The organism is Nonomuraea sp. NPDC050404, assembly GCF_040655495.1.
Taxonomy (GTDB): Bacteria; Actinomycetota; Actinomycetes; order Streptosporangiales; family Streptosporangiaceae; genus Nonomuraea.
Genome location: NZ_JBFAKB010000002.1, coordinates 241,189 through 265,013 on the forward strand (window position 1 = coordinate 241,189; position 23,825 = coordinate 265,013).

The following is a 23,825-nucleotide window of genomic DNA, read 5'->3' on the forward strand; positions in this document are numbered from 1 at the left end:
CCGTTGACCACCGTTCCCGCGAGGCGTTCCATGAGTGGGCAAAGTCCTCCGCAGACCTGGAAAGGAGTCGTCGTGAAACCTGCCGACATTCGGGACGCCAAGATCGCGCTGGCGTTCCAGGCGCTCAACGTGTCCGGTTCCGGGCGGATGAGCAGCGCGGACCTCGAGGCCTACAGCAAGGAGACCGCTCAGCGGCTGCGCTGCGACGCCGATCGCGAGCGTGAGCTGTCCGAGTCCATGCAGGCCCTGTGGCGGTACCTGGAGGACAACAGCAAGGGACCGGTCGGCGTAGCCGAATTCACCAACGCGATCCGCACCGGCCTGGACGCGGGAAACGAGTTCTACGACCGGGTCGTCACGCGCATCGTGGACGCCCTCGTCCACGCGGCCGACCGCAACGGCGACGGCATCATCAGCAAAGAGGACTACCTGGCCTTCTACGCGGCCACGACCACCGATGAAGCGGCCGTCATGGAGGGCTACAGGAAACTCGACCTGAACGCCGACGGCGCCGTGACGGTGGATGAGTTCAGGAAGGTGGTCCGCCAGTTCTACAGCTTCGAGGGGCTGGACGCGGCGGGCAGTTTCCTGCTGGGCAAGCCCGTCATCTGAGACCCATCCGCATGAGAGGGCCCGGCCGGTGCGAACCGGCCGGGCCCTCATATGGGCAAGGCGCCCTGGGGCAGGGGCGGGCGCCTCTTGTGGTTGGAGCGGACGTCAGTGTTCGGTGGCCTTCTCGGCGCCGACGCCCGTGAGCGAGCGGACCTCGATCTCCGCGTACTTGGCGGCGTTGTACTCCTTGCTGAGGATCGTGCCGATCCAGCCGCACAGGAAGCCCAGCGGGATCGAGACGATGCCGGGGTTACTCAGCGGGAACAACACGAAGTCGGCCGTCTTGAACAGCGCCGTCTCGCCGCCGGAGACCACCGGCGAGAAGATCACCAGCACGAGGGCGGAGATCAGGCCGCCGTAGATGGCCGACACGGCGCCGGCCGTGTTGAACCTCTTCCAGAACAGGCTGTAGAGGATCGCGGGCAGGTTGCCCGAGGCCGCCACCGCGAACGCCAGCGCCACCAGGAACGCCACGTTCTGACCCTGGGCCAGGATGCCCAGGCCGATCGCGACCGCGCCGATCACGAAGGCGGAGACGCGGGCCACCACGACCTCCTGGCGCTCGCTGGCCTGGCCGCGCTTGAAGACGTGCGCGTACAGGTCGTGGGAGAAGCTGGAGGAGGAGGCCAGGGTCAGGCCCGCCACCACCGCCAGGATCGTGGCGAAGGCGACGGCGCCGATGAGCGCCAGCAGGATCGTGCCGCCGACCGGGCCGAAGATGTCCGCGCCGATCTGCTGCGCCAGCAGCGGCGCCGCGGTGTTGCCCGCCTTGTCACCCGCGACGATGGCGTCCTTTCCGACCAGGGCCGCCGCGCCGAAGCCGAGGACCAGGGTCAGCAGGTAGAACACGCCGATGATGCCGATGCCCCACAGGACCGACTTGCGGGCGTCCTTGGCCGTGGGCACGGTGTAGAAGCGGATCAGGATGTGCGGCAGGCCCGCCGTGCCCAGCACCAGCGCCAGGCCCAGGCTGATCAGGTCGATCTTGCCGGCCAGGCCCTGCGCCTCGGTGCCGTACTTCAGGCCGGGGCTGAGGAAGCTCTCGGGGTTGGCCTTGGGTCCGCTGACCGTGGCGGCCTGGCCGAGCAGACCGGAGAGGTTGAAGCCGAACTTGGCCAGCACCAGCACCGTCACCAGCGCGGCGCCGCTCATCAGCAGCACGGCCTTGACGATCTGCACCCAGGTGGTGCCCTTCATGCCGCCGAAGACGACGTACACGATCATCAGCGCGCCCACGCCGACGATCGTCCACATCTTGCCGGCCTCGGTGTCGATGCCGAGCAGCAGGCCGACCAGCGCGCCCGCGCCGACCATCTGGGCCAGCAGATAGAAGATGCTGACCACGATCGTGGACACGCCGGCCGCCGTACGGACCGGGCGCGGGCTCATCCTGAACGCCAGCACGTCGGCCATGGTGAACTTGCCGGAGTTCCGCATCAACTCGGCCACCAGCAGCAGCGCCACCAGCCAGGCGACCAGGAACCCGATGGAGTACAGGAACCCGTCGTAGCCGGACAGCGCGATGATGCCCGCGATGCCGAGGAAGGACGCGGCCGACATGTAGTCGCCGCCGATCGCCAGGCCGTTCTGCACGCCGCTGAACGAGCGGCCACCCGCGTAGTAGTCGGCGGCCGTCTTGGTCTGACGGCTCGCCCAGAACGTGATCCCCAGGGTGGCGGCCACGAAGGTGAGGAAGAGGATCATCCCCAGAGTTGTCGAGCTCACTGAGTCTTCTCCTCAACCTCGTGGCGCAGCTTGTCGGCGATCGGGTCGAGCTTCTTCTCCGCGTGCCTGGAGTAGGCCCACGCGATGAGGAAGGTCGAGACGAACTGCAGCAGACCGAGGACCAGGCCGACGTTGATCTCACCGAGCAGCTTGATCGCCATGAAGCCGCGCGCCCATCCGGACAGCACCACGTAGAGCAGGTACCACGCGAGGAACGCCACGGTCATGGGGAACGTCCAGCGGCGGAACGCCCGTTTCAGCTCCTGGAACTCACTGCTGCTCTGTACCTCTTCATAGACCGATGCGTCATGTTCTCTTGTAGTCACGAGACCTCCACTGTGATGCGGATCACGCCCAACGTAAGAGGGCAACCTACCCTTCGTGGAGATCCCCAGGAGGGTTGTTCGCCGAGCCGCTGCCGTCCGGCGATTAGTTGGGAATGGCCTGCGGTGAAAGGTCCTTATCGCGCGATGAGCGGTCGGCTATCCCTTTCACCCCTTTACGGCCCCCGCAGTCAGCCCTTCGACGATGTACCGGCGGATGGCGGCGAACAGGATGAGCGTGGGCACCACCGAGACGACCGTGGCCGCCGCCATCGAGCCCCAGTCGATGTCGTACTGGGTGATGAAGGAATTCATGGCCACCGGGATGGTCTTGGCGTCCTCGCTGTCGATGAACGTGATCGCCAGGAACAACTCGTTCCAGCACTGCACGAACGCGAAGATGAACGTCGCCGCGATCCCCGGCAGCATGACCGGGATCACCACCCGCACCATGGCCGTCAGCCGCGAGGCCCCGTCCACCTGCGCGGCCTCCTCCAGCGCCACCGGGACCCGTTCGTAGAAGCCGCGCATGATGATCGTGGCGAACGGCACCAGCATCGCCACGTACACCAGCATCAGCCCGGCCAGCCGGTTGAGCAGGTCGAGGTCGGACATCAGCAGGTAGAGCGGCCCGAGCGCGATGAACAGCGGGATCATCTGGGTGACCAGGAACGCCAGCATCAGCGCCGCGCGCCCGGGGAAGGCGAAGCGGGCCAGGGTGTAGCCGCCCAGCACGCCGATCGCGGTCACCGCGGCGGCGGCCACGAGGGAGACGAGCAGGGAGTTGAGCAGGTACGCGCCGAAGTCGGCGAACTCGAACAACTCCGCGTAGTGCTCGAAGGTGACGTTCGCCGGCCAGTAGCGCAGCGGCACCGCGAAGATCTCGGACTTGGGCTTGAGTGAGGTGACGACGATCCAGTACAGCGGGAACAGGGTGATCAGCAGCCAGACGCCCAGCACGAGCACCTTGAGCGCGAGCGCGAGTCGCTTCATCGTGCCTTCTCGAATCTCGTGGCGTTGAGGTAGAAGACGCTGAACGACAGCAGCAGCCCGAGGATGAGCAGCCCCACCGCGCCCGCCCGGCCGTAGTCGCCGCCGATGACCTGCTGGATGAGGAACGTGGTGATGATGTCGGTGCTGCCGGCCGGGCCGCCGCCGGTCATCGAGTAGATCAGGTCGGGGAAGTTCAGGATCCAGATGATCCGCAGCAGCACGATGAGCGCCAGGGTGGGCCGGATGTGCGGCAGCGTCACGTGCCAGAACTGGCGCAGCCGGGAGGCCCCGTCCACGGCCGCCGCCTCGTACAACTCCTTGGGGACCGACTGCAGCGCGGCCATGATCATGATGGCGAAGAACGTGACGCCGTACCAGATGTTCGCCACGATCACCGAGGTCATCGCCCAGCCCGGGGTGGCCAGGAACCCGATGCGCTCATCAATCAGGCCCACCTTGAGCAGCAGGTCGTTGATCACGCCGAACTGCCCGTTGAACATCCACCGCCACAACAACCCGATCAGGAACCCCGACATGGCCCACGGGAAGAACACCCACGCCTGGTAGAGGCCCCGGCCCCGGAAGTGCCGCCGCAGCAGCAGCGCCAGCCCGAAGCCGAGGAAGAACTGGAAGAACAGCGAGACGGCCACCCACGTGCCGGTGTTGCGCAGCGCGGTCCAGAACCGGTCCTCGGCCAGCACGGCGCGGAAGTTCTCCAGGCCGACGAAGGGGGTGGAGGTGAGGTCGAACAGGTTGTAGCGCTGGAAGGCGATCACCGCGCCACGGATCATCGGGAAGTACGTGAACAACGCCACGAACACCACGCCCGGCAGCAGGCACAGCGCGATGAACCTGGCCCTGCGCAGGGTGAAGGCAGGCTTCACGACACCTTCCCGGCCTGGTCCACCCAGAAGGCGTCCCACGACTTGAGCACCTCCGCCGTGCTCTTCTTGCCGGTGATCAGGGCCTGGATGTCACGGTCGGAGTCCACGATGAACTGGCTCCAGCCCGGATAGTCCACCGGCCTGATCGTGATCACCTGCTTCGGGTCCTCCTGGGCCTGCAGGTACGCCTTCCACGCCCCCTGCGAGAACTGCGGATCGTTCTGGGCCTCCTTGGAGATGGGGATGAGCGAGTTGCCCTTGGCGAAGGCGATGCTCTGCTTGGCCTCCGACAGGAACTGCACCAGCTTCAGCGCCTCCTGCTTGTGCCTGGTGAAGGAGGTCACGCCCCAGCCGGCGTAGCCGACGGGCTGGAAGGCGTACCCGGTGGGGCCCTTGGGGATCGGGGCGGTGGACCAGGCGGTCACGCCGCTCTCCTCGACGGTCTTGATCACCTCGGGGTCCTGGATCAGCATGCCGGTGACGCCGGAGGTGAAGCCCTGGACCATCTCGGGGTAGCCCCAGGAGACGGAGTCGGGCGGCGACGCCTCCTTGAAGATCTTGACGAAGAGGTCGAGGGCCTGCGCCGCCTCGGGGGTGGCGAAGATCGTGCGCTTGTCCTTGAGGTAGAAGGACTTCTCGGGGTTCAGCGCCTCGCCGTTGTACGCGCTGATCATCATCACCGCGTAGTCGGCGCCGCCCTTGCCGCCACGGAAAGAGTAGCCGAAGCGGTCGCCGGAGGTCATCCCCTTGCCGGCCTCGTACAACTCCTGCCAGGTGGCCGGGGGCTTGGCCAGGCCGAAGTCCGTACGGTAGAACAGCGTCCGCTGGTAGAACCCGTACGGATACAGGTACGCCTTCCCCCCGACCTCCACCGCCTTCTTCTGCGCCAGCTCGGTCAGGGCCGGCCAGCCCGCCCAGTCCGTGGTGGGCAGTTCGGCCAGCCAGCCGTTGTTGGAGAAGGACTTGGCCGTGTGGTCGCGTACTTCCAGCACGTCCAGGTCCTTCTTGGTCTGCAGGATCTGGGTGATCTTCTGGTCGGCGCTGTCGAGCGGCGGGGAGATGAGCTCGACGGTGACGCCCGGGTTGGCCTTCTCGAAGTCGGCGATCAGGGACTTGATGAGCTTCGTGCGTTCCGGCCCGGTCAGGCTCTCGATCATCCGCAGCCGGATCTCCCCGGAGGAGCCCTCCTGGGAGCCGCAGCCGGCCAGCACCAGCACCAGCACGGTCGCGGCCGTGACGGCCAGGAAGGGCTTTCTCATGACGCTCATGACGAGCCTCCCGCGATGTTCGGACAGCGGTTCAGACAGCGCTGTCAATCACGTTAGGCGCGCAACTCCTCCAGCGCCAGACCGAGATCCTTGATCAATGTGTCCGCGGGCTCCAGGCCGACCGACAGGCGTACGAGGCCGACGGGAATGCCCATCGTGGCCCGCACGCTCTCCTCGGTGGACAACGCGGGCGCGTTCACCAGGCTCTCGAACCCACCCCAGGACACCCCAATCCTGAAATGTCGCAACTTGTCGAGGAAGGCGCCGACCTCCTTCCGCGACTCCGTGTCCAGCACCAAACTGAACAGGCTGGAGAAGCCCGACATCTGCCGCAGCGCGGTCGCGTGCCCGGGATGCGACGGCAGCCCCGGATGGTTCACCGCCCGCACCGCCGGATGATCGCTCAGGAAGGCGGCCACGGCCAGCCCGCGCTCCTGGTGCGCCGCCATCCGCACCGGCAGCGTGCGCAGCCCCTTGATCACCTTGGCCGCGTCGTGCGGCGACATGGCGGCCCCGTAGAGCTGGTACTCCTTCAGCGCCAGCGGCCTGATCAGCCGCGAAGGCCCCACGACCACCCCGCCCACCAGGTCGCTGTGCCCGCCGATGTACTTCGACAACGAGTGCACCACCAGGTCCACGCCCATGGTCAGCGGCTTCTGGAACAGCGGCGTGGACCACGTGTTGTCCATCACGGTCGTCAGCCCGCGCTCCCGCGCCCACCCGGTCACCTCGGCGATGTCCACCACCTGGTAGGCCATGTAGGAGGGGGACTCGAAGTAGAGTAGGCGGGTGTTCGGCCTGATAGCGCTGTCACCTGCCGCGAGGTCCCCGACATGCGTATGCGTGACCCCGAACTTCTCCAGGTAGCGCAGGAACTGGGTGGTGGGCCCGTACACCGCGCCGAGCACCAGCACGTGGTCGCCCGCCGACACCAGCGAGGAGATGGTCGCCGAGATCGCACCCATCCCCGAGCCGAAACACTTGGCTCGCTCTCCCCGCTCCAGGGCGGCAAGCTTACGCTGGGCGAGATCGACCGTCGGGTTGGTCCCCCGCCAGTAGACGTACCGCTCGTCCTCGTTCCTGATGGCCTCCCCGAGTTCCTCCGCCGTCGCGAACGTGAACACCGAGTTCTCGAACACCGGCGGGTTGACCGCGCCCAGCGCCCAGGGCTCGTCCTCGCCAAACCGGCCACAGATCCATTCGTCTTCCATGGGGGCACCATATGACAGTGCGGCAACCCGGCAGCCAGGAGGCTTTGAGCACGCGCAAGCCGACCATGGCGGACGTGGCCAGGCACGCGGGTGTGAGCCTCAAGACCGTCTCCCGGGTCGTCAACCAGGAGCCCCACGTCAGGGCCTCGTTGCAGCAGCGGGTCCAGTCCGCGATCAACGCGCTCGGCTACCGCCGCAACGAGGCCGCCGCCCGGCTGGCCAGGGGCGCGTCCGTGCTCACGCTGGGGCTGGTGATGGAGAACATCTCCAACGAGTTCTACTCGCGCCTGGCCGCCGCCGTCGAGTCGGCCACGGCCGAGCACGAGGCGCTGGTGGTGTTCGGCTCCTACGAGGAGAGCGCCGAGAAGGAGCGCATGCTGATCGAGTCCATGTACGCGCGCGGCGTGGACTCCATGATCATCGTCCCGTCGGCGGCCGACCACGGCTGGCTGGCCGCCCACGCCGGCCTGACCACGGTCTTCGTGGACCGGGTGCCGCCGGGCCTGGAGGCGGCCGACGTGGTGCTGCTCGACGACGTGTGGGGCGGCAGGCTCGCCACCGAGCACCTGCTGTCGCACGGCCACCGCCGGATCGCGCTGATCTCCGACGACGACGGGGTCAGCTCGGTGCACGACCGGGCTACCGGCTACCGTACGGCGCTGGCCGGGGCCGGGGTGGCGGCCGACGAGTCCCTGGTGGTGCGGGGGGTGTTCGAGCCGCGGCGGGCGGCCCACGAGGTCTCCAGGCTGCTGGACCTGCCCGCGCCGCCCACCGCCTTCTTCGCGACCAACAACCGGGCCGCGATCGGGATCTTGCAGGCCCTGCGGGAACGTCCCGAGCGGCCCGCCTATGTGGGGTTCGACGACTTCGCGCTGGCGGACGTGTTCAGCCCCGGGGTGACGGTGGTCCGCTACGACACCGCCCGCCTGGCCCGCGCCGCGGTGGACCTGCTGCTGAACCCCTCGCGGGCGGCGCGCAGGATGAAGGTGCCGGTGGAGCTGGTGGCGCGCGGCTCGGGCGAGCTGCCGCCCGCCTGATTGCCCCAAGAGGGGTTCAGGTCTCCATATGGCCGCGACTGAGCCGGGGCGGCGCGGGGTAACCACACGCCTGTACGACTCGGGGCCGGCTCAAGGAGAAGATCATGTCCGAGAGCGATGCCGCCGATCCGGACGTCTACCTCGACGTGCCCCTGCTCAAGGTCGAGGAGATCGACCTGGACGTGCACGACCTGCGGGCCAAGGTGTCGCTGCAGGCGGAGGTGCTCGACCTGCTCAGGCTGAACGTGGGGGCCGACGTGTTCCTGGGGAGCGTCAGCCTCACGATCAAGGGCGTGGAGGCGCAGGCGGTGCTTCAGGTGCGGCTGGACAACGTGGCGCGCATCATCGACCGGGTACTGCAGACGATCGACACCAACCCGCAGATCCTGGCGAACATCACCCGTGGCCTCGGCTCTGCCGTCGAAGACGTCGGCACCGGGGCCGGGCACGCGGTGCGGGACGTCGGCGCGGGAGCCGGAGGCGCCGTACGGGACGTGGGCGCCGGGGCCGGGGGCGCCGTACGGGACGTGGGCGCCGGGGCCGGGGGCGCCGTGCGCGATGTCGGCGCGGGAGCCGGGGGCGCGGTGCGGGACGTGGGCGCCGGGGCCGGAGGTGCCGTGCGCGATGTGGGCGCGGGAGCCGGGGGCGCGGTACGGGACGTGGGCGCCGGGGCCGGAGGTGCGGTGCGAGACGTCGGAGCGGGCGCCGGTGACGCCGTGGTGGATGCCGGCGGTGTCGTACGGGATGTGGGCTCGGGAGCCGCTTCCCTGGACGGCGAGCCCGAGGAGCGCGGGCCCGAGGATGAGCGGCCCGAGGATGAGCGGCCGGAGGATGGCCGCGATGCCGACGAGCCGCCGCGCAAGCGACGGCCCCGGATCGCCCGATCGACCCACCGCCACCACCGGCCGCGTCGCCAGGAACCGCGCGAGGATTGAGCGGGCACCATGCCGAAACCGGAACACCCGCACGACGCCGACGTGCAGATCAGCGCCTCCGTCACGGCCAGGGAACTGCGCTTCCGTGAGCGGCCGGAGGTGACGGTGCACGCCGAGGCGGAGCCGGGCGGCGAGTGCGTCTCGGGCAGCGCCCGGACGAACCTGCCCGACCAGGTGGTGGCGGGCGTCACCTACCGGGACATCCGCATCGACTTCCGCGTAGCCGCCAAACTCGCCGACCCCACGCAGCCCAAAGAGCCCGCAGACTCCGCCGGCCCCGACGAACCACTCCCCTAGCCGGCGCGTCCGGCCTCGTAGGCGTCACGCAGGACCGAGGCCAGTTCGTCGGCCAGGTCCGGGGTGGCCGCCACGACCCCGCTCCAGCGCTTGGTCAGGTCGGTGTCCAGCCCGATGTCGCGCCCGAACACGTCCCTGACCGCTCCACCCCCCACCTCCGCCAGCACCACGGACGCGGCGATGTCCACCAGGCGGTGGGTGTCGGTGGCGGCGTCGGCGAAGGCGTCCGTCGCGCCCTGGGACACGAGTGCGCCCTCCAGGCAGCTCGTGGACAGGATCCGCACCCGGGCCGCCCGCCGCGCCACCTCCCACCAAGCCGACGCCGCACCCGGGTTGGCGGGGTGCGGGCGCAGGAGGGAGACGGCGGCGCCCGCCAGTTCACGGCGGCCGCTCGTACGCAGCGGGGACGGCGTTCCCCGCCGCGCCCACCAGCTACGGCCCGTCTCCAGCCAGACGGTCAGCGCCTCGGTGAAGACGCCGTCCTCGGCCACGGCCGCCGAGAAGGCGGACAGCGGGACGCCGGCGGCGGCGTTGGCCGAGCCGTCCACCGGGTCCATGACCAGGGTCAGCGCCGAGCCGGTGTCCACCCAGCCGGTCTCCTCGCTGAGGACGTTGACCGGGTGCCGGGACAGGGCGGCCAGGATCGCGTTCTCGACGAGCACGTCGATGCGCATGGTGGGCGTGCCGTCCGCGCCGTCCGCCACGACGGCGGCCAGGCTGGCGCGGTCGTGTTCGGTGGTGGCGGCGGTGTAGGCGTCCAGCGCCGCCGAGGCGGCCGCGGCGAGGGCCGGATGCGCCTGCGCGGGAATCCCGGAGCCCCACCCCTTCATCGCAGTCCCCTCTCCGCCGAGCGCCCGCGTCATCGTCCTACCCCCATCAGCAGCGCGGAGTCACCCGCCGTGACGGTCATGCGCACGGTCGGCCACCCCCGGTCCATGGTCACCACGGCCAGGTCCCCGCGCTGCCCCTCGACCAGCCCGCCCCGATCCGTCAGCCCCGCCACGGAGGCGGGCCCGGAGGTGACCAGCGCGACGGCGCGCGGCAGCGGGACGACCCCGCGCTCGGCCAGCAGCAGCGCCGACGCCAGCGGGGCGGAGGGCAGGTAGTCGCTGGACAGCCCGTCCACCAGGTCCGCCGCGACCAGTTCCGCCGCCGAGACGTTGCCCGAGTGGGAGCCGCCGCGCAGGATGTTCGGCGCTCCTGCCACCACCTTCAGCCCGCGTTCGCGAGCGGCCTTCGCGGCTTCCGGCGTGGTCGGGAACTCCGCGACCGCGACCCCGTTGGCCACCGCCACATCGACCTCGTCGGCGGTCACCGGGTCGTGCGCGAGCAGCCGCGCCCGGCCCTCGGCGGCGAACGTGGCCAGCCGTCCCAGCGCGATCTCCCGGTGCCCGATGCGTGTGTCGCGCTCGGCCACCAGCGTCTCCACCCGCCGCTGCGCCTCCTCGGCGGAGATCCCCTCGGTGCCCTCCAGCCAGCGACGGTAGACGGCCGAGTCCCGGTACTGTCCCTGCCCCGGCGTGTGGTCCTCGAAGGAGACCAGCGGCGGCGGCTCCGGCGTACCGGCCAGGCAGGATTCCAGGGCCGCCAGGCCCTCGGCGTCGCGGGCGTCGAGGCGGTAGAGGAGGCGGTGGTCGACCAGCGCGTGGCCGGAGGCGGCGCGGTCGCGGAGCGCGGCGTCGAGGCGGCGCGCCCGATCCACGGTACGGCCCTTGCGGTTGTGCGACTCGAAGGCGACCCCGTGGAACACGGTGGTGATCCCGGCGGCGCGTACCCGGCCCTCGAAGCTGGACACCCCGAACGCCACCTCGAACTCCGCGCCGGGCCGTGGCCGCAGCTCGGTCTCCAGGCCGTCGGAGTGGGTGTCCACGATGCCGGGCAGCAGCAGCGCGCCGCGCACGTCCACGGCCTCGGCGGGCACCGCGCCGGGACGGACCGGGCCGACGTGGGTGATCAGGCCGTGCTCGGTGACGACGAGCGCGTCGTCGATGACGCGGTCGGGCAGTACGGCGCGGGCGTGGGCGAGCACCTTCATCGGGCAACCTCCAGGTTCGATTCACGCAGCACGTCGGCGGGTGAGCCGTCGGCGGCCACCACCCCGTCCTCCAGCACGACCACGCGGGTGGCCAGCCGTTCGATGGCGTCCAGGTCGTGGAAGACCGACAGGACGGCCACGCCGTCGCCGGTCAGGTCGGCGATCATGGACAGCACGGCCTCCCTGTTGACCGGGTCGAGCGCGGAGACCGGCTCGTCGAGCAGCAGCAGCCTGGGCGGCGAGATGGTGCCGGCGGCCAGGTTCACGCGCTGCTTCTGGCCGCCGGACAGGACGGTGGTGTGCATGGCCCACAGGCGCTCGTCGATGCCGAGCCTGCGCAGCGCGGCCGCGGCGGCGTCGCGGGAGGCGTCGGTGTCCAGGCCGCGGGCGGCCCCGGCGCGCGCCACCACGTCCAGCACGGCGCGGCGCGGCTCGGCCCGCAGGAACTGCGAGACGTAGCCCAGCTCCCTGCCCCGCAGGTCGGCGACCTGCGCGTCGGGCAGCCCGGCCAGGTCCACGAGCGAGCCGGAGGAGGTGCGCAGCAGGATCTGCCCGGCCGACGGGACGTAGGTGCGGTAGACGCAGCGCAGCAGCGACGACTTGCCCGCCCCGGACGAGCCGGCCAGCGCGACGTGCTCGCCGGCGGCCACGTCCAGGTCCACGCCGCGCAGGGCCCCCACGGTACGGCCGTCGATGGTGTGCAGGGTGAACGACTTGACCAGTCCCCTGACCCGTAGAACGTTCATCCGCGCGCCGCCGCCACGAGTCGCTGGCTGTAGGGGTGCTGCGGGTCCTCCAGCAACTGGTCGGTCAGGCCCGTCTCCACGACGCGGCCGTGTTGCATCACCATCACCCTCCTGGTCAGCATCTCGATGACGCCGAAATCGTGGGAGACGACCACGGCGGCGACGCCGAGCCGTTCGAGCAGGTTGCGCAGCAGGTCGAGCACGCCGGCCGCGACGGAGGCGTCCAGGCCGGTGGTGGGCTCGTCGAGCAGCAGCACGGGCGGGCGGTTGGCCAGCGCCTTGGCGATCTGCACGCGCTGGCGCATGCCGCCGGAGAACGTGCGTACGGGATCGTCCATCCGCGACAGCGGCACCTCGGTCAGCTCCAGCAGCTCCGTGGCCCGCTCGCGGATGCGGCCGAAGTGCCGGCCACCCGCGGCGGTGAGCCGCTCGGCGATGTTGCCGCCCGCGCTCGTGTCCAGGTCGAGCCCGTAGGCCGGGTCCTGGTAGACGACGGACACGCGGTCGACGCGCAGCCGCCTGCGTGCGCTGTCGTCGAGCGCCAGCACGTCGGTCTGGCCGTCGTCGTAACCGCGCAGGTAGGCGCTGCCCCGGTCGGAGCGTTCGTCACCGGCCACGCAGCGCATGACCGTGGACTTGCCAGAACCCGACTCGCCGACGATGCCCAGCGCCTCGCCCGGCGCCACCTCGAACCCGACGTCCCAGGCGGCCACCACGGCCCCCGTCGCGGGCGAGACCGAGGTGCCGTGCTCGGGCCCGGTGCCGGTCAGCGACCGCGGACCCGGGTCGCCGTAGACCCTGCCGAGCCCTTCCACCTTCAACGCCCAGCTCATTGCTCTTTCTCCCTGTTGCGTACGCAGAAGTCCGTGTCGCTGCACACCCAGGTCACGGACCCGTCCGTGGCGGGCACCTCCACCAGGTACGACTCCCGCGAGCCGCAGTGCCGGCAGGCCGCGCCCGGGGTGTGCTCGACCTCGAACGGAATGTCCTCGAAGACCAGCGGCTCCACCTCGGTGTGCGGCGGCACCGCGTAGATCCGCTTCTCCCGTCCCGCCCCGAACAGGGTCAGGTGCTCGGCCTGGTTCAGCTTCGGCACGTCGAACCTGGGGATCGGGGTGGGCGAGATCAGGTACCGGCCGCCCACCATGCAGGGGTAGCCGGCGCTCTTGGTGACGACGCCGTTGCGCACGAGGTCCTCGTACAGGCCGACCCACATGCGCGAGTAGTCGGTCTCGGCGTGCATCCTGCGCTGCTCGCGCACGTCGTGCTCGACGGCGCGCAGCGGCTCCGGCACCGGCACCTGCAGCACCAGCGTCTGGTCGGCGCGCAGCGGCGTCTCGGGGATGCGGTGCCTGGACTGGATGAGGCTCGCCTCGCGGGTGTCGCTCTCCTCCTCGCAGCCGACGTGGCCGACGACCAGGCGGCGCAGGTTGGAGGCGTTCACGCCGCCGTCCTCGCCCTGGTCGATGACCTTGAGCTTGTCGGCGGGGCCGACGAGGGCCAGCGTCACCTGCAGGCCGCCGGAGCCCCAGCCGCGCGCGACCGGCATCTCGCGGGAGCCGAACGGCACCTGGTAGCCGGGCACGGCCACGGCGGTGAGCGCGGCCCTGCGCACCTCGCGCTTGGACAACTCGTCGAAGATGCCCCTGGGGCCACCGTCGCCGGCCAGGTCCGTGATCGTCCTCATCGGACGGCCTCCTTCTCCGCCGCCGCGCGTACCGCTCGCTTGCGGTCGAGCACCGAGCGGAAGTCGACGTAGTGGGGCAGCTTGAGGTGCTCAAGGAAGCCGGAGGCCTCGATGCCGTCGAGGGTCAGCAGCACCTCCTGCTCCAGGTCGCCGCGCCCGGCCTCGCGGTGGACGAGCAGGTCGAGCCCGGCCATGGCGATGGCCTTGCGCTCGTTGTGCCCGAAGCACATGCCGTAGCCCAGGTCGAGCCGGGTACGGTCCTCCTCGGCGCGGTCGAGGTCGTCGATCGTCTCCACCTCGGTGACCCGTACGTCGGCGACCGTGACCGGGTTGCCGGTCAGGGGGTGGCGGACGCGGACCGGGAGGGTGCCGTGGCGCACCTCGCCGGGGAACTCGTGGTTGTGGCGGCCCGGCTGGAAGGTGTTGGAGTACCACAGGTGCACCAGCGCGCCGGTCTCCGCCCTGGCCATCGCGGTCAGGCGGGCCGAACGCGGGATCCCCGGGCGGACGGGCGACCGGGTGATGTCGTACGGCTCCGCGTCGCCGTCCTGCCGCCTGTCGACCAGCATGTCCATCGAGCGGAGCAGGCCGAGCAGGCGCGGCGGCCTCCTGGGGTCCTCCCCATCGTGCCCATGGCCGTGACCATGTCCGTGGCCGTGCCCGTGGCCGTTGACCGCGGGCTCCGGCTCCTCCTGGAGACGGGCCTTGGCCTGCTCCTCGGGCATGAGGTCCAGCAGGCGGCCCACGTAGTCGAGGGTCCTGCCGAGGAGCTGGCTGCCGGGCGGGTTGCGGAAGGCGGGCGAGATGCGGCGCGAGACCTTCAGCTCGTCGGCGTGCACCGGCTCGGAGTAGGCGACCCTGGGCAGCGTCGAGCGGTGCGCCCTGATGAGCTGCGCCGCCTCCTGCACGTCACCCTCGGACTGGCGCAGCGCCCTGGCCGCCAGCTCGGGAGCCCACAGGCCGCCCTCGCCCATGATCCGGTCCACGGCCAGCCGCAGCCGGTCGGTGATCTGGTCGATGCCGAGCCAGTCGCTGGCCCCGCCGTAGCGGCGGCGTTCGACGAGCTTCTCGGCCGCCAGGATGGCCTCATGGCCGCCGCTGGCACCTGAGTACCCCATCAGTGCTCTCCGTTCTCGATCTCGATGCGGGTGCTGCGCGGCAGCCCGGCGACGGTCCCGTCCGCGGTGACGAGGAAGGTGTCGATGCCCGCGGGGAAGCCGTCGTTGGCCTCGACGAGGGCCTCGAAGACCTCGCGGGGCAGCCCGCCGACGCGCAGCCGCCGCGTCCCCGGCACGCCGGGCCCGCTGAGCGTCAGGACGACCTCGCCGGGAACGTTCCCATCCGCCCGCGACAGACCCTCGACGGCGATCAGGAGCCGCGTCCCGTGCTCGGGGTGCAGGGCGTCCCCCTTGGTCAGGGCCGCGATCTCGGCGGCCGCCGGCGGGCGCAGCGCGACCACCATGCGGGCCTCGTGCGGCGGCGCGGGCGGCGCGGAGGTGCCCAGGTGCAGGGCGCGCTCCCAGTGCTCATCCCCCGGCGCGGTCAGTACGGCCGTCGGCACCTCGACGTCCGCCAGCCCGGCCGCCACGGCCAGCACGGCGGGACCGTCCCCGCGGGCGCGGCCGTTTCCCGAGCCGTCCCCGCGCCCGACGGTGTCCAGCTCGCCGGGCCTGGACAACACGTTCAGCAGCGCGCGGAAGTCGGCCTGCGCCCGCGCCGCGGTCGGCGTGACCGCCCTGACGTGGACGCCGATCCCCTCTACAACGGTGGTCATGTCAGCTCCTCGAAAGCCACGCGGGTCATCGACACCTCGGCCCACTCGGCGGCGTCCTCCCGCTCGCGCCGCTCGGCCACGGCCGCGCACAGGGCGTGCACGTCACCGGCGGCGGGCAGCCCGGCCGCCGCGGCGGCGTCCAGGAGGGCGGCGGCCAGGGTGGCCACGCGGTCGACGCCGCCGCGCATGCACCAGCCGGCCGTGCCCGCCACCTCGACGGTGCACGAGGTGACCAGCACCTCCCCGAGGTGGAAGCGCTCCTCGGCGACCGGCTCGCGCACGGTGAGCATCACCATGCCGGTCTCGGGCGGGTGCAACACGGTCGGCTCACCCAGGTCGCCGGACTGGAGCAGCCGCTCGGCCAGGGGCAGCAGTTCGTCGGGAGTCGCGGCGGCCAGCAACTCGGCGCGCGCCTCCCTGGTGATCACGTCGGTCAATGTGGTTCCTCTTCGATCTCGAAGGTGACGTCGAGCACGTCGGGCCGCAGGTAGGTGCGGGCGTACTCGATGTACGGGCCGCCGTTCGCGGCGCGGTTGACGCTCTCGGCCAGCCAGACGGGCCCGCGGCTGCCGCCGGTCAGGTGGTCGGCGATGCCGGGCGGCGGCACGTCGAGGCTGATCCGGTAGCGGGCCCGGACGACGCTGAGGCCGTAGCGGCGGCGCAGCACCTGGTGCAGGGAGACCTCGTCGCCGAGTTCCCTGTCCAGGTTCAGCAGGGGGCGGCGGGGCAGGACGCTGGTGGCGTACGCGGCGATCTCGCCGTTCACGCTGAACACCCGCTCGACCGTCCACACGGCCGCGCCGGCGGCCAGCCCGAGCCTGGTGCGTTCCTGTTCGACCGCCCGGCGCACGCCGCAGCTCACCAGCCGCGCACCGGGCTCGGCGCCCGCCATGCGCACGGTCTCGCTGAACGAGGGCGGGAAGTGCGCCGAGATGAGGTACTCCACCCGCCCCCGCCTGAAGGTGCCGACACCCTGGACGCGGCGCACCAGCAGCCGCCGCTCCAGCTCCTGCAGGGCCGCGCGGGCGGCGGGCCTGCTGACGGCGAAGCGATGGGCCAGCACGTGTTCGCTGGGGACCTGCGCGCCCACGGGCACGTGGGCCAGCTCCGCCTCCAGGATGTCGGCCATCTCCAGGTAGCGCTGCGTGCTTGTCATGACAAGCAGCCTCGGCGCTCCATCTGACCGGGAGGTGAACGGCGGGCGACGCCGCACGAGCGCACAGGTCATCAACGAAGGACGGATCTGAGCCGGGACGAGATCGCCTCCACGGCCAGGACCAGCACGAACACCGGCAGCACGATGGCGGTCACCACGTCGTACTCCAGCGCCCTGATGTTCTGACTGAGCGCGTAGCCGAGTTCTCCCGCGCCCACGATGCCCAGGATGAAGAAGGCCCGCAGGTTGACGTCGAGCGCGTACAGGGCGGTGCCCGTCAGGCGCGGCGTGAGCTGGCCGAGCACGGCCACGCTCAGCTCCTGTACGGGCCCCGCCCCGGCCGACAGCACGGCCTCGCGGGGCCCGGCGCGCAGTTCCTCGGCGTCGTCGGCGACGAGCTTGGCGACCAGGGCCGCGGTGAACACGGCCAGCGCCAGGGTGCCGGCGACGGGCCCGTCCATGAGCCCGAACGCCGCCACGAACATCAGCACCAGCAGCAGGTCGGGAATGGAACGCAGGCCGACGAGCAGCCCCCGGGCGGCCAGGCGCACCCCGTTGTTCGGCGCGACCGCGCGGGCGGCGGTCAATCCGAGGGGGATGCCGGCGAGCGTGCCGAGGAAGGTGGCGCCGAGCGCGATCGCGGCCGTCTCCAGCAGCCCCTCGCCGAGCAGGTCGGCGACCGGCTCGAAGTCGGGCGGCAGGAACTCGCCGAGCGCCTGCGCGGAACCGGCGGCGGCCTCGCCCAGCGCCGCCGGGCTCGCCCCGACCCGCCAGAACGCGACCGCGGCCAGCACCAGCCCGCCCCATCCCGCGAGGTGGGCCGCGACCCGGCCGCGCGTCCACGGCACCCTGACGCCCCGCACGGGCGGGACGCCCCGGCCGCGGCCCGCGCCGAGCAGTTGCCCGCGCAGCGCCACGGAGACGGCCTCCACCAGCAGCACGACGGTCACGGTGACCAGCGCGATGCCGGTGGCCTCCTGGTAGTCGGTGAACCCGAACGCGGTCTTCAGGTCCAGCCCGATGCCGCCCGCGCCGACGGCGCCCAGCAGCACAGAGCCACGGAAGTTGATGTCGAGCCGGTACAGGATGGCGGCCACCCAGGCGGGCGCCACCTGCGGCAGCACCCCGGCCAGCAGCCGTTGCACGCGTCCCGCGCCGGTGCCGGCCACGGCCTCGCGCACGCCCGTGTCGGCCCCCTCGACCGCCTCGGCGAACAGCTTGCCCAGCATGCCGACGGAGTGCAGGCCGAGGGCCAGCACGCCGGGCAGCGGGCCGATGCCGATGGCGGCCACGAAGAAGACGGCGAACACGACGTCGGGGATGGCGCGGCAGGCCACGATCACGGCCAGCGCGCCCGACCTTACGGCCTTGCGCGACGAGCCGGTTTCCTGCCCGCCCGCGGCCAGCACGCCGAGCACGGCGGCCAGGACCGTGGCCAGCGCGGTGCCCGCGACGGCCATCCAGAGCGTGTCGAGCACGTGCGCGAACGTCGTGGCGGGGTCGCTCAGCGTCGGAGGCCAGGCTCTGACCAGCAGGGCGACGACCTCGCCGAACCCGGCGACGAGGCCGCCGATCCCGACGCCGAGGTAGTTGAGCGCGATGATGCCGAGTGCCACGGACACGATGGGGAACGTCCACGCGGCCACCCGGCGGGCGGTGCGCGGCGGGCCGGGCCAGTCCCCGCCCACCGCGCCGCCGCCACCGCCGCCGTACCGTCGCCGCCCACCACCCCCGCCGCCGTTCGCCGACCCGCCTCCCACCGCGGAGGAGGCCCGGTGCGCCTGCTCGCCGGCGGTCGCGGGCCCGCCTCCCCCGCGGGTCGCGACCACGGTCTCGTTCTCGGGGGCGAGGCGGATGCCTGGCGCCGTCATGGCACCGTCACGGGGTTGGACAGGTACAGCCCGCGCAGCCGTACGGCGTCCAGCAGTTCGGTGGGCTCGTCCAGGCGCACCTCGCCGAGCCGCAGCCCGACCACCCGCCGCGTCCACTCCAGCGCCAGCTCGATCTGGTGCAGCGTGCACACCATGGTCAGGCCGTCCTCGCGGCAGACGCGCACCAGCAGGTCCATCACGGAGGAGGCGGTCTCGGGGTCGAGGGAGGCGACGGGCTCGTCGGCGAGCATCAGCTCGGGCCGCTGGAGCAGCGCCCGCGCGATGGCCACGCGCTGCTGCTGCCCGCCCGACAGGCTGCCGGCCCGCTGGTAGGCCCGGTCGGCCAGGCCGACCCGGTCCAGGTGCTCGAACGCCTCGGCGCGTACGGACTTCGGCCAGGTGATGATGCCGTAGCGCGGCCCGCGTACCCGGCCGAGTGCGCCGTGCAGCACGTTCTCCATCACAGTGAGCCGGCCGACGAGGTTGAACTGCTGGAAGACGACGCCGACCCGGCGCCGCAACGCGCGCAGCTCGGCCGTCCTGGCGGCGGCCACGTCCACGCCCAGCACCTCGACCCGGCCCGAGTCCGGCCTGGCCAGCCCGTTGAGATGGCGCAGCAGCGTCGACTTGCCCGATCCCGAGGGCCCCAGCAGGGCGACGATCTCGCCGCGCTCCACGGTCAGGTCGATGCCCGCGCACGCGGTGACCTCGCCGAACGCCTTGACCAGGCCCTGCGTCCTGACGACCGCCGTCATGCCTTGCCGCACTGTTCGTTCTTGGTGGCGGTGCACACCTCGCGTACGGAGTCGAAGGTCGCGTCGGTGACGGCCTGGAAGCTCCAGACGGCGGCGTCGTTGGTCACCGCGCAGTTCTCGGTGTCCTTGCAGATGCCGAGTTGCACCATGCGGTCCTTGTTCGCGTCCTTGGTGTAGGTCTGCTGGAGCGCGGTCTTGACGTCGGCCGGCAGGTCGTCACGCATGGCGACCGGCGACATGGGGATCGGCTCGGACTTCCAGACCACCTTGACCTGGCCCTCCTTGAGCTTGCCCTTGTCGATGAGGATGTGGTCGACCATGCCGCTCTCGGAGAAGCCGGCCTCGCACTTGCCGTCCACGACCGACAACACGGAGTTGTCGTGCCCGCCCGCCATGACCGCCTGAACGCCGGTCTTCGGGTCGATGCCCGCACCCATCAGCCCCTGGCTCGGGAACAGGAAGCCCGAGGTGGAGCCGGGGTCGACGAAGCACACCTTGGCGCCCTTGAACCCGTTGATGTCGGTGATCTTGCTGTTCGCGGGGACGATGCCGTAGCTCTCGTACGTGGGCTTGCCGCCCTTCTCGACCATGGACGCGATCGGCGTGATCTTCGCGCCGTTGCTCTTGGCCAGCACATACGACAACGGCCCGAACTCGGCCAGGTCGATCTTGCCCGACACCATGCCCTCGATGACCGCGTTGTAGTCGGTCGAGCGCACGAACTCCACCTTCTTGCCGGTGTTCTTCTCGATGAGCGCGATGATGTCCTTGTAGGAGGCCGTGGGATCGATGTTCTGCTCGGTCGGGACGGCGGCGAAGCGCAACACCTCGCCGTCCTCCGCGGCACCGCCGGCGGAGGATGAGCAGCCCGCCGCCGCGAGCGCGCCGATCATGGCCAGGGCGGTCAGGGTACGTTTCACAGTCAGGTCTCCGGACTTGTCGCAGGTGGGCGGTTGTTTTTCGTCACAGTCGCCGCCGACGGTGATGAGCAGGCCAGACGCGCCTGACTGTGCACGAACCGGGGGGTTAACTCCCGGCGAACCCGCCCCGCCGCAACCCGCCCGTCACTCGTCCGCCGGTGTCCGTCCACCGTGTCGTCGTCGCCGGGTCATCTGAGCGGTTTCTGATTCCTTAGATAAATCGCCTGAAAGAGGACGCATAATGCTTTCAAGGGACGAACTTCACGACCTTTTCGAGGGTCTCGCCGGCCTCCCGTACGGCGGCGAGGTCGTGGACCAGCGCACCCACGCCCTCCAGACCGCCGCGCACGCCCGGGCCGCCGGCGCGGACGACGAACTGATCCTGGCCGCCGCCTTCCACGACGTGGGCCGCGCCCGCCAGGTCGCCACCCTGCACCGCGGGATGCCGCACGAGCAGGCCGGGGCCGCCTTCGCCCGCGACCACCTCACCGAGCGCTCCGCCTGGGCCATCGAGCAGCACGTCGCCGCCAAGCGGTACCTGGTGGCCGTGGACCCCGCCTACCACGACACGCTGAGCCCGGTCTCGGTGCGCTCGCTGCGGGTCCAGGGCGGGCCGATGTCGCCGGAGGAGGTGGCCGCGTTCGAGTCGCACGACTGGTCGCAGGACGCCGTCGCGCTGCGCCGCTGGGACGACGACGCCAAGGACCCCGAGGGTCCCGTGCTGCCCATGGACGACCTGGTGGCGGCGTACGAGCGGGTCATGACCGGCGGGTCATGACGAGCGGGGCCGCCAGTCGCCGCGGTCCAGGTCCAGGTTCTCCGGGGCGTGCAGCCTGACCATGGTCCTGGCCACCCCGGCCGGGACCCGGTGCGGGGTAAGGAACGACGCCGACACCATCACCGCGAACGCGATCGGCACCGTCCACGCCGCCGGCTGGGCCAGCAGCGCCCCCGCCAGGCCGTCCCTCGGCCCGCCCACGATCGTCACCAGCACGGCCGCGCAGGCCAGCCCGCCGCCCACGAACAGCCCGGCCAGCGCGCCCGTCGTGGACAACCTCCGCCACCAGATGCCCAGCACCAGCAGCGGGCAGAACGACGAGGCCGCCACCGCGAACGCCAGCCCCACCACGTCCGCCACCGGCAGCGCCCGCGCCCACAACGCCAGGGCCAGCGGCACCGCCACCGCCATCAGCGTGGCGATCCTGAACGAGCGCACCCCGCCCTTGAGCAGGTCCTGGGCGATCACCCCCGCCACGGACACGGTCAGGCCGGAGGAGGTGGACAGGAACGCGGCGAACGCGCCCGCCGTGACGAACGCGGTCAGCAGGTCGCCGAGGGTGCCGCCGATCATGAGCGAGGGCAGCGTGAGCACCACCGTGTCCGTGCGCACGAGGCCGGGGACGTACAGGCGGCCGAGCCAGCCGTACACGGCGGGCAGCAGGTAGAAGGCCCCGAGCAGGGACAACACCACCAGCGTCGTACGGCGCGCGGCCCGCCCGTCCGGGTTGGTGTAGAAGCGCACGAGCACGTGCGGCAGCCCCATCGTGCCCAGGAACGTGGCCAGGATCAGCGAGTACGTCGAGTACAGCCCGTACTCCTTGGCCCCGGCCAGCGGCACCTGCCAGACGGCCCGGTCCGCGGCGCTCACGCCGGGCGCGCCGTCGGCCTGCCAGGCCAGCAGCAGGAACACCAGCGGCACGGCCAGCGCGGTCAGCTTGAGCCAGTACTGGAACGCCTGCACGAACGTGATCGACCGCATGCCCCCCGACAACACGTTCACCGCCACGACCACCGCGACCAGCAGCCCGCCCACCCACACGGGCGCGCCGGTGATCGTGCGCAGCACCAGCCCCGCGCTCTGGAACTGCGGCATGAGGTAGAGCCAGCCGATCAGCACGACGAGCACGCTCGCGGTGCGGCGCACGGCCATCGACTCCAGCCGGGCCTCGGCGAAGTCCGGCAGCGTGTACGCCCCCGAGCGCCGCAGCGGCGCCGACACCAGCACCAGCAGCACCAGGTACCCGCCGGTCCAGCCGACGGGCAGCCAGAGCATGTCCACGCCGAAGGACAGGATGAGCCCGGCGATGCCCAGGAACGAGGCCGCCGACAGGTACTCGCCGCCGATGGCCGAGGCGTTCCAGAGCGGGCTGACCGTGCGGGAGGCGACGTAGAAGTCGGAGGTGGTACGCGAGAAGCGGATCCCGAACGCCCCGATGAGCACGGCCGCCACCACCACGACCAGCACGGCGGTCAGGCTCACCGGTGCCACCTCATCGGCGCCCTCACCGGTGCCACCTCATCGGCGGCCTCACCGGTGCCACCTCATCGGCGGCCTCACGGGTGCCACCTCATCGGGGGCCTCACGGGTGCCGCCTCATCGGCGGTCGACCAGTTCGGCGAAGTGGCGTTCGTTGCGCTCGGCCTGGCGGACGTAGAGCCAGGCGCCGATGACGAAGGCCGGGTAGATGAGCCCGGCCAGCACCGCCCACGGCAGCGGCACGCCGAGCAGGTGCACCTCGCGCAGTTCGGGGATGAGCAGGAACAGCAGCGGCAGCCCGCCGATCACGCAGGCCAGCGCCGTGCAGACGAACAACGCCAGCCGGAACTGGGTGCGCAGCAGCGAGTGCATGTAGACCTCGCCGAGCCGGGTCTGCTCGTCGATCTCCCGGGTGGCGGGGTAGCGGGGCCGGCGGGCGGCGGCGGTGCGCGGGCTGGTGACGGTGACCCGCCGGGGGACGTCGCTCCGGCGGGAGGCGTCGGAGCGTGGCAGGGACGCGCGGCGGCCGGGACGCGGCGGCGGTTTGGGGCCTTGCTCCGGTTCCGGACTCATTCGTTCCTGCCCTTCCTGGCCCGCCGTACCAGCAGGTCCCGGAGTTCGCGCGTGTGCCGCCGGCTCACCGGGATCTCGGTGTCGCCGACCCTGACCGTGCACTTGCCGGAATCGATGTGCAGCTCCTCGATGTGCTTGACGGCCACCAGATGGCTGCGGTGCACCCGGACGAACCCCGCCGACGACCACCGCTCCTCCAGGGTGGCCAGCGGGATGCGCACGAGATGGCTGCCGGCCGCGGTGTGCAGGCGAGCGTAGTCGCCGTGCGCCTCCACGTAAATGACGTCGGCGCTGGAGACGAACCGGGTCACCCCGCCGAGCTCGACCGGGATCGTGTCGCTCTCGCCGCCCTCCGCCGGAACGTCCGCCGAGACGGCGACCCGCCGGATCGCCTCCGCCAGCCGCTCCGGCCGTACCGGCTTGAGCAGGTAGTCCTCGGCCTTGATCTCGAACGCGTCCACCGCGTGCTCCTCGTACGCGGTCACGAACACCACCCGGGGCGGGTTGGCGAACTGCGACAGCAGCCGCCCGAGCACGACGCCGTCGAGCCCGCGCATCCTGATGTCGAGGAAGACGGCGTCGATGGGCCGGCCGTCGGCGATGGCGCGGTCCAGCAGCCGCAGCGCCGCCGCGCCGTCCCTGGCCGTGGCCACCTCGCCGATGCGGGGGTCGGCGCGCAGGAGGTAGGACAGGTCTTCGAGGGCGGGCAACTCATCATCGACGGCGAGGACCCGGAGTTGTGCCATAGACAGTGATGAAACCGACA

26 protein-coding genes are annotated in these 23,825 nt (G+C 71.4%); 5 read left to right on the forward strand and 21 right to left on the reverse strand.

Going from position 1 to position 23,825, the window contains the following annotated elements:
• Window positions 1–72 precede the first annotated feature (72 nt).
• The gene (locus tag AB0I81_RS06355) at window positions 73–612 is read left to right on the forward strand and encodes an EF-hand domain-containing protein (protein WP_360650902.1); all 540 of its coding nucleotides are present in this window, start codon (window positions 73–75) and stop codon (window positions 610–612) included.
• Window positions 613–717: 105 nt separating this feature from the next.
• On the opposite strand, the gene AB0I81_RS06360 is transcribed toward AB0I81_RS06355, so the two are convergent.
• From AB0I81_RS06360 to AB0I81_RS06385, 6 genes are all read right to left on the reverse strand, one after another.
• Window positions 718–2,316: a cation acetate symporter gene (locus AB0I81_RS06360; protein WP_360652019.1), complete on the reverse strand. Its 1,599-nt coding sequence runs from the start codon at window positions 2,314–2,316 to the stop codon at window positions 718–720.
• A gap of 17 nt (window positions 2,317–2,333) precedes the next feature.
• Window positions 2,334–2,663, reverse strand: a complete 330-nt coding sequence (locus AB0I81_RS06365) for a DUF485 domain-containing protein (protein WP_360650905.1) — start codon at window positions 2,661–2,663, stop codon at window positions 2,334–2,336.
• Between the two features lie 165 nt (window positions 2,664–2,828).
• Window positions 2,829–3,653 carry a carbohydrate ABC transporter permease gene (locus AB0I81_RS06370; protein ID WP_360650907.1) on the reverse strand — a complete coding sequence of 275 codons (825 nt, stop codon included), beginning with the start codon at window positions 3,651–3,653 and terminating at the stop codon, window positions 2,829–2,831.
• Complete coding sequence (locus tag AB0I81_RS06375) at window positions 3,650–4,537, reverse strand: sugar ABC transporter permease (RefSeq protein WP_360650911.1); 888 nt, start codon at window positions 4,535–4,537, stop codon at window positions 3,650–3,652. Before AB0I81_RS06375 ends, AB0I81_RS06370 begins: the two co-directional genes overlap by 4 nt.
• Complete coding sequence (locus tag AB0I81_RS06380; protein WP_360650914.1) at window positions 4,534–5,805, reverse strand: sugar ABC transporter substrate-binding protein; 1,272 nt, start codon at window positions 5,803–5,805, stop codon at window positions 4,534–4,536. Before AB0I81_RS06380 ends, AB0I81_RS06375 begins: the two co-directional genes overlap by 4 nt.
• Window positions 5,806–5,858: 53 nt before the next feature.
• A complete protein-coding gene (locus AB0I81_RS06385) occupies window positions 5,859–7,016 on the reverse strand; it encodes a PLP-dependent aspartate aminotransferase family protein (protein ID WP_360650917.1) in 1,158 nt (385 codons plus the stop codon).
• Window positions 7,017–7,027: 11 nt separating this feature from the next.
• Between AB0I81_RS06385 and AB0I81_RS06390 the strand changes: the two genes are divergently transcribed.
• The 3 genes from AB0I81_RS06390 to AB0I81_RS06400 all read left to right on the forward strand — a co-directional run bounded on the left by AB0I81_RS06390 (window position 7,028) and on the right by AB0I81_RS06400 (window position 9,285).
• Window positions 7,028–8,053 carry a LacI family DNA-binding transcriptional regulator gene (locus tag AB0I81_RS06390; RefSeq protein WP_360650920.1) on the forward strand — a complete coding sequence of 342 codons (1,026 nt, stop codon included), beginning with the start codon at window positions 7,028–7,030 and terminating at the stop codon, window positions 8,051–8,053.
• A 104-nt stretch (window positions 8,054–8,157) separates the two neighbouring features.
• Entirely contained in the window at window positions 8,158–8,988 is an 831-nt protein-coding gene (locus AB0I81_RS06395; protein WP_360650923.1) for a hypothetical protein, read from the forward strand.
• A gap of 9 nt (window positions 8,989–8,997) precedes the next feature.
• Entirely contained in the window at window positions 8,998–9,285 is a 288-nt protein-coding gene (locus tag AB0I81_RS06400; protein WP_360650926.1) for a hypothetical protein, read from the forward strand.
• Here the strand turns inward: AB0I81_RS06400 and AB0I81_RS06405 are convergent.
• From AB0I81_RS06405 to AB0I81_RS06460, 12 genes are all read right to left on the reverse strand, one after another.
• A complete protein-coding gene (locus tag AB0I81_RS06405) occupies window positions 9,282–10,115 on the reverse strand; it encodes an inositol monophosphatase family protein (protein WP_360650929.1) in 834 nt (277 codons plus the stop codon). The two genes, AB0I81_RS06400 and AB0I81_RS06405, sit on opposite strands and share 4 nt — an antisense overlap.
• Window positions 10,116–10,144: 29 nt before the next feature.
• Entirely contained in the window at window positions 10,145–11,320 is a 1,176-nt protein-coding gene (locus tag AB0I81_RS06410; RefSeq protein WP_360650932.1) for an alpha-D-ribose 1-methylphosphonate 5-triphosphate diphosphatase, read from the reverse strand.
• A complete protein-coding gene (locus AB0I81_RS06415; RefSeq protein ID WP_360650935.1) occupies window positions 11,317–12,066 on the reverse strand; it encodes an ATP-binding cassette domain-containing protein in 750 nt (249 codons plus the stop codon). Before AB0I81_RS06415 ends, AB0I81_RS06410 begins: the two co-directional genes overlap by 4 nt.
• Window positions 12,063–12,899 (reverse strand): ATP-binding cassette domain-containing protein, encoded by an 837-nt coding sequence (locus AB0I81_RS06420; protein ID WP_360650938.1) that lies wholly within the window; start codon window positions 12,897–12,899, stop codon window positions 12,063–12,065. The genes AB0I81_RS06415 and AB0I81_RS06420 overlap by 4 nt, the downstream gene beginning before the upstream one ends.
• Window positions 12,896–13,753 carry an alpha-D-ribose 1-methylphosphonate 5-phosphate C-P-lyase PhnJ gene (locus AB0I81_RS06425; RefSeq protein ID WP_360650941.1) on the reverse strand — a complete coding sequence of 286 codons (858 nt, stop codon included), beginning with the start codon at window positions 13,751–13,753 and terminating at the stop codon, window positions 12,896–12,898. The genes AB0I81_RS06420 and AB0I81_RS06425 overlap by 4 nt, the downstream gene beginning before the upstream one ends.
• Window positions 13,750–14,871 carry a carbon-phosphorus lyase complex subunit PhnI gene (locus AB0I81_RS06430; protein WP_360650944.1) on the reverse strand — a complete coding sequence of 374 codons (1,122 nt, stop codon included), beginning with the start codon at window positions 14,869–14,871 and terminating at the stop codon, window positions 13,750–13,752. Before AB0I81_RS06430 ends, AB0I81_RS06425 begins: the two co-directional genes overlap by 4 nt.
• Window positions 14,871–15,527 carry a phosphonate C-P lyase system protein PhnH gene (gene phnH, locus AB0I81_RS06435; protein WP_360650947.1) on the reverse strand — a complete coding sequence of 219 codons (657 nt, stop codon included), beginning with the start codon at window positions 15,525–15,527 and terminating at the stop codon, window positions 14,871–14,873. The genes AB0I81_RS06430 and phnH overlap by 1 nt, the downstream gene beginning before the upstream one ends.
• Window positions 15,524–15,955: a phosphonate C-P lyase system protein PhnG gene (gene phnG, locus AB0I81_RS06440; RefSeq protein WP_360652022.1), complete on the reverse strand. Its 432-nt coding sequence runs from the start codon at window positions 15,953–15,955 to the stop codon at window positions 15,524–15,526. The genes phnH and phnG overlap by 4 nt, the downstream gene beginning before the upstream one ends.
• Before the next feature lie 5 nt (window positions 15,956–15,960).
• Window positions 15,961–16,683, reverse strand: a complete 723-nt coding sequence (locus AB0I81_RS06445) for a GntR family transcriptional regulator (RefSeq protein WP_360650950.1) — start codon at window positions 16,681–16,683, stop codon at window positions 15,961–15,963.
• A 71-nt stretch (window positions 16,684–16,754) separates the two neighbouring features.
• The gene (locus tag AB0I81_RS06450) at window positions 16,755–18,554 is read right to left on the reverse strand and encodes an ABC transporter permease subunit (RefSeq protein WP_360650953.1); all 1,800 of its coding nucleotides are present in this window, start codon (window positions 18,552–18,554) and stop codon (window positions 16,755–16,757) included.
• Window positions 18,551–19,309 (reverse strand): phosphonate ABC transporter ATP-binding protein, encoded by a 759-nt coding sequence (gene phnC, locus AB0I81_RS06455; RefSeq protein ID WP_360650955.1) that lies wholly within the window; start codon window positions 19,307–19,309, stop codon window positions 18,551–18,553. The genes AB0I81_RS06450 and phnC overlap by 4 nt, the downstream gene beginning before the upstream one ends.
• Window positions 19,306–20,229, reverse strand: coding sequence for a phosphate/phosphite/phosphonate ABC transporter substrate-binding protein (locus tag AB0I81_RS06460; RefSeq protein WP_360650958.1), 924 nt, complete (start codon window positions 20,227–20,229; stop codon window positions 19,306–19,308). Before AB0I81_RS06460 ends, phnC begins: the two co-directional genes overlap by 4 nt.
• A gap of 241 nt (window positions 20,230–20,470) precedes the next feature.
• On the opposite strand from AB0I81_RS06460, the gene AB0I81_RS06465 reads away from it, so the two are divergent.
• The gene (locus AB0I81_RS06465) at window positions 20,471–21,007 is read left to right on the forward strand and encodes an HD domain-containing protein (RefSeq protein ID WP_360650960.1); all 537 of its coding nucleotides are present in this window, start codon (window positions 20,471–20,473) and stop codon (window positions 21,005–21,007) included.
• Here the strand turns inward: AB0I81_RS06465 and AB0I81_RS06470 are convergent.
• The 3 genes from AB0I81_RS06470 to AB0I81_RS06480 form a co-directional block, all read right to left on the reverse strand.
• Window positions 21,002–22,489 (reverse strand): cation acetate symporter, encoded by a 1,488-nt coding sequence (locus tag AB0I81_RS06470; RefSeq protein ID WP_360650963.1) that lies wholly within the window; start codon window positions 22,487–22,489, stop codon window positions 21,002–21,004. The genes AB0I81_RS06465 and AB0I81_RS06470 overlap by 6 nt on opposite strands.
• Before the next feature lie 114 nt (window positions 22,490–22,603).
• Window positions 22,604–23,059 (reverse strand): hypothetical protein, encoded by a 456-nt coding sequence (locus AB0I81_RS06475; RefSeq protein WP_360650966.1) that lies wholly within the window; start codon window positions 23,057–23,059, stop codon window positions 22,604–22,606.
• Window positions 23,056–23,805, reverse strand: coding sequence for a LytTR family DNA-binding domain-containing protein (locus AB0I81_RS06480; RefSeq protein ID WP_360650969.1), 750 nt, complete (start codon window positions 23,803–23,805; stop codon window positions 23,056–23,058). Before AB0I81_RS06480 ends, AB0I81_RS06475 begins: the two co-directional genes overlap by 4 nt.
• Between the last annotated feature and the right edge of the window lie 20 nt (window positions 23,806–23,825).

Coding starts and splice junctions, on each gene's coding strand:
- AB0I81_RS06410 (WP_360650932.1), bottom strand. CDS start 11,320: ATGAAGGTGCTCGCCCACGCCCGCGCCGTACTGCCCGACCGCGTCATC.
- AB0I81_RS06400 (WP_360650926.1), top strand. CDS start 8,998: ATGCCGAAACCGGAACACCCGCACGACGCCGACGTGCAGATCAGCGCC.
- AB0I81_RS06475 (WP_360650966.1), bottom strand. CDS start 23,059: ATGAGTCCGGAACCGGAGCAAGGCCCCAAACCGCCGCCGCGTCCCGGC.
- AB0I81_RS06360 (WP_360652019.1), bottom strand. CDS start 2,316: ATGATCCTCTTCCTCACCTTCGTGGCCGCCACCCTGGGGATCACGTTC.
- phnC (WP_360650955.1), bottom strand. CDS start 19,309: ATGACGGCGGTCGTCAGGACGCAGGGCCTGGTCAAGGCGTTCGGCGAG.
- AB0I81_RS06450 (WP_360650953.1), bottom strand. CDS start 18,554: ATGACGGCGCCAGGCATCCGCCTCGCCCCCGAGAACGAGACCGTGGTC.
- phnH (WP_360650947.1), bottom strand. CDS start 15,527: ATGACCACCGTTGTAGAGGGGATCGGCGTCCACGTCAGGGCGGTCACG.
- AB0I81_RS06480 (WP_360650969.1), bottom strand. CDS start 23,805: ATGGCACAACTCCGGGTCCTCGCCGTCGATGATGAGTTGCCCGCCCTC.
- AB0I81_RS06425 (WP_360650941.1), bottom strand. CDS start 13,753: ATGAGGACGATCACGGACCTGGCCGGCGACGGTGGCCCCAGGGGCATC.
- AB0I81_RS06465 (WP_360650960.1), top strand. CDS start 20,471: ATGCTTTCAAGGGACGAACTTCACGACCTTTTCGAGGGTCTCGCCGGC.
- AB0I81_RS06445 (WP_360650950.1), bottom strand. CDS start 16,683: ATGACAAGCACGCAGCGCTACCTGGAGATGGCCGACATCCTGGAGGCG.
- AB0I81_RS06385 (WP_360650917.1), bottom strand. CDS start 7,016: ATGGAAGACGAATGGATCTGTGGCCGGTTTGGCGAGGACGAGCCCTGG.
- AB0I81_RS06395 (WP_360650923.1), top strand. CDS start 8,158: ATGTCCGAGAGCGATGCCGCCGATCCGGACGTCTACCTCGACGTGCCC.
- AB0I81_RS06380 (WP_360650914.1), bottom strand. CDS start 5,805: ATGAGCGTCATGAGAAAGCCCTTCCTGGCCGTCACGGCCGCGACCGTG.
- AB0I81_RS06415 (WP_360650935.1), bottom strand. CDS start 12,066: ATGAACGTTCTACGGGTCAGGGGACTGGTCAAGTCGTTCACCCTGCAC.
- AB0I81_RS06430 (WP_360650944.1), bottom strand. CDS start 14,871: ATGGGGTACTCAGGTGCCAGCGGCGGCCATGAGGCCATCCTGGCGGCC.
- AB0I81_RS06420 (WP_360650938.1), bottom strand. CDS start 12,899: ATGAGCTGGGCGTTGAAGGTGGAAGGGCTCGGCAGGGTCTACGGCGAC.
- AB0I81_RS06370 (WP_360650907.1), bottom strand. CDS start 3,653: ATGAAGCGACTCGCGCTCGCGCTCAAGGTGCTCGTGCTGGGCGTCTGG.
- AB0I81_RS06405 (WP_360650929.1), bottom strand. CDS start 10,115: ATGAAGGGGTGGGGCTCCGGGATTCCCGCGCAGGCGCATCCGGCCCTC.
- AB0I81_RS06390 (WP_360650920.1), top strand. CDS start 7,028: ATGACAGTGCGGCAACCCGGCAGCCAGGAGGCTTTGAGCACGCGCAAG.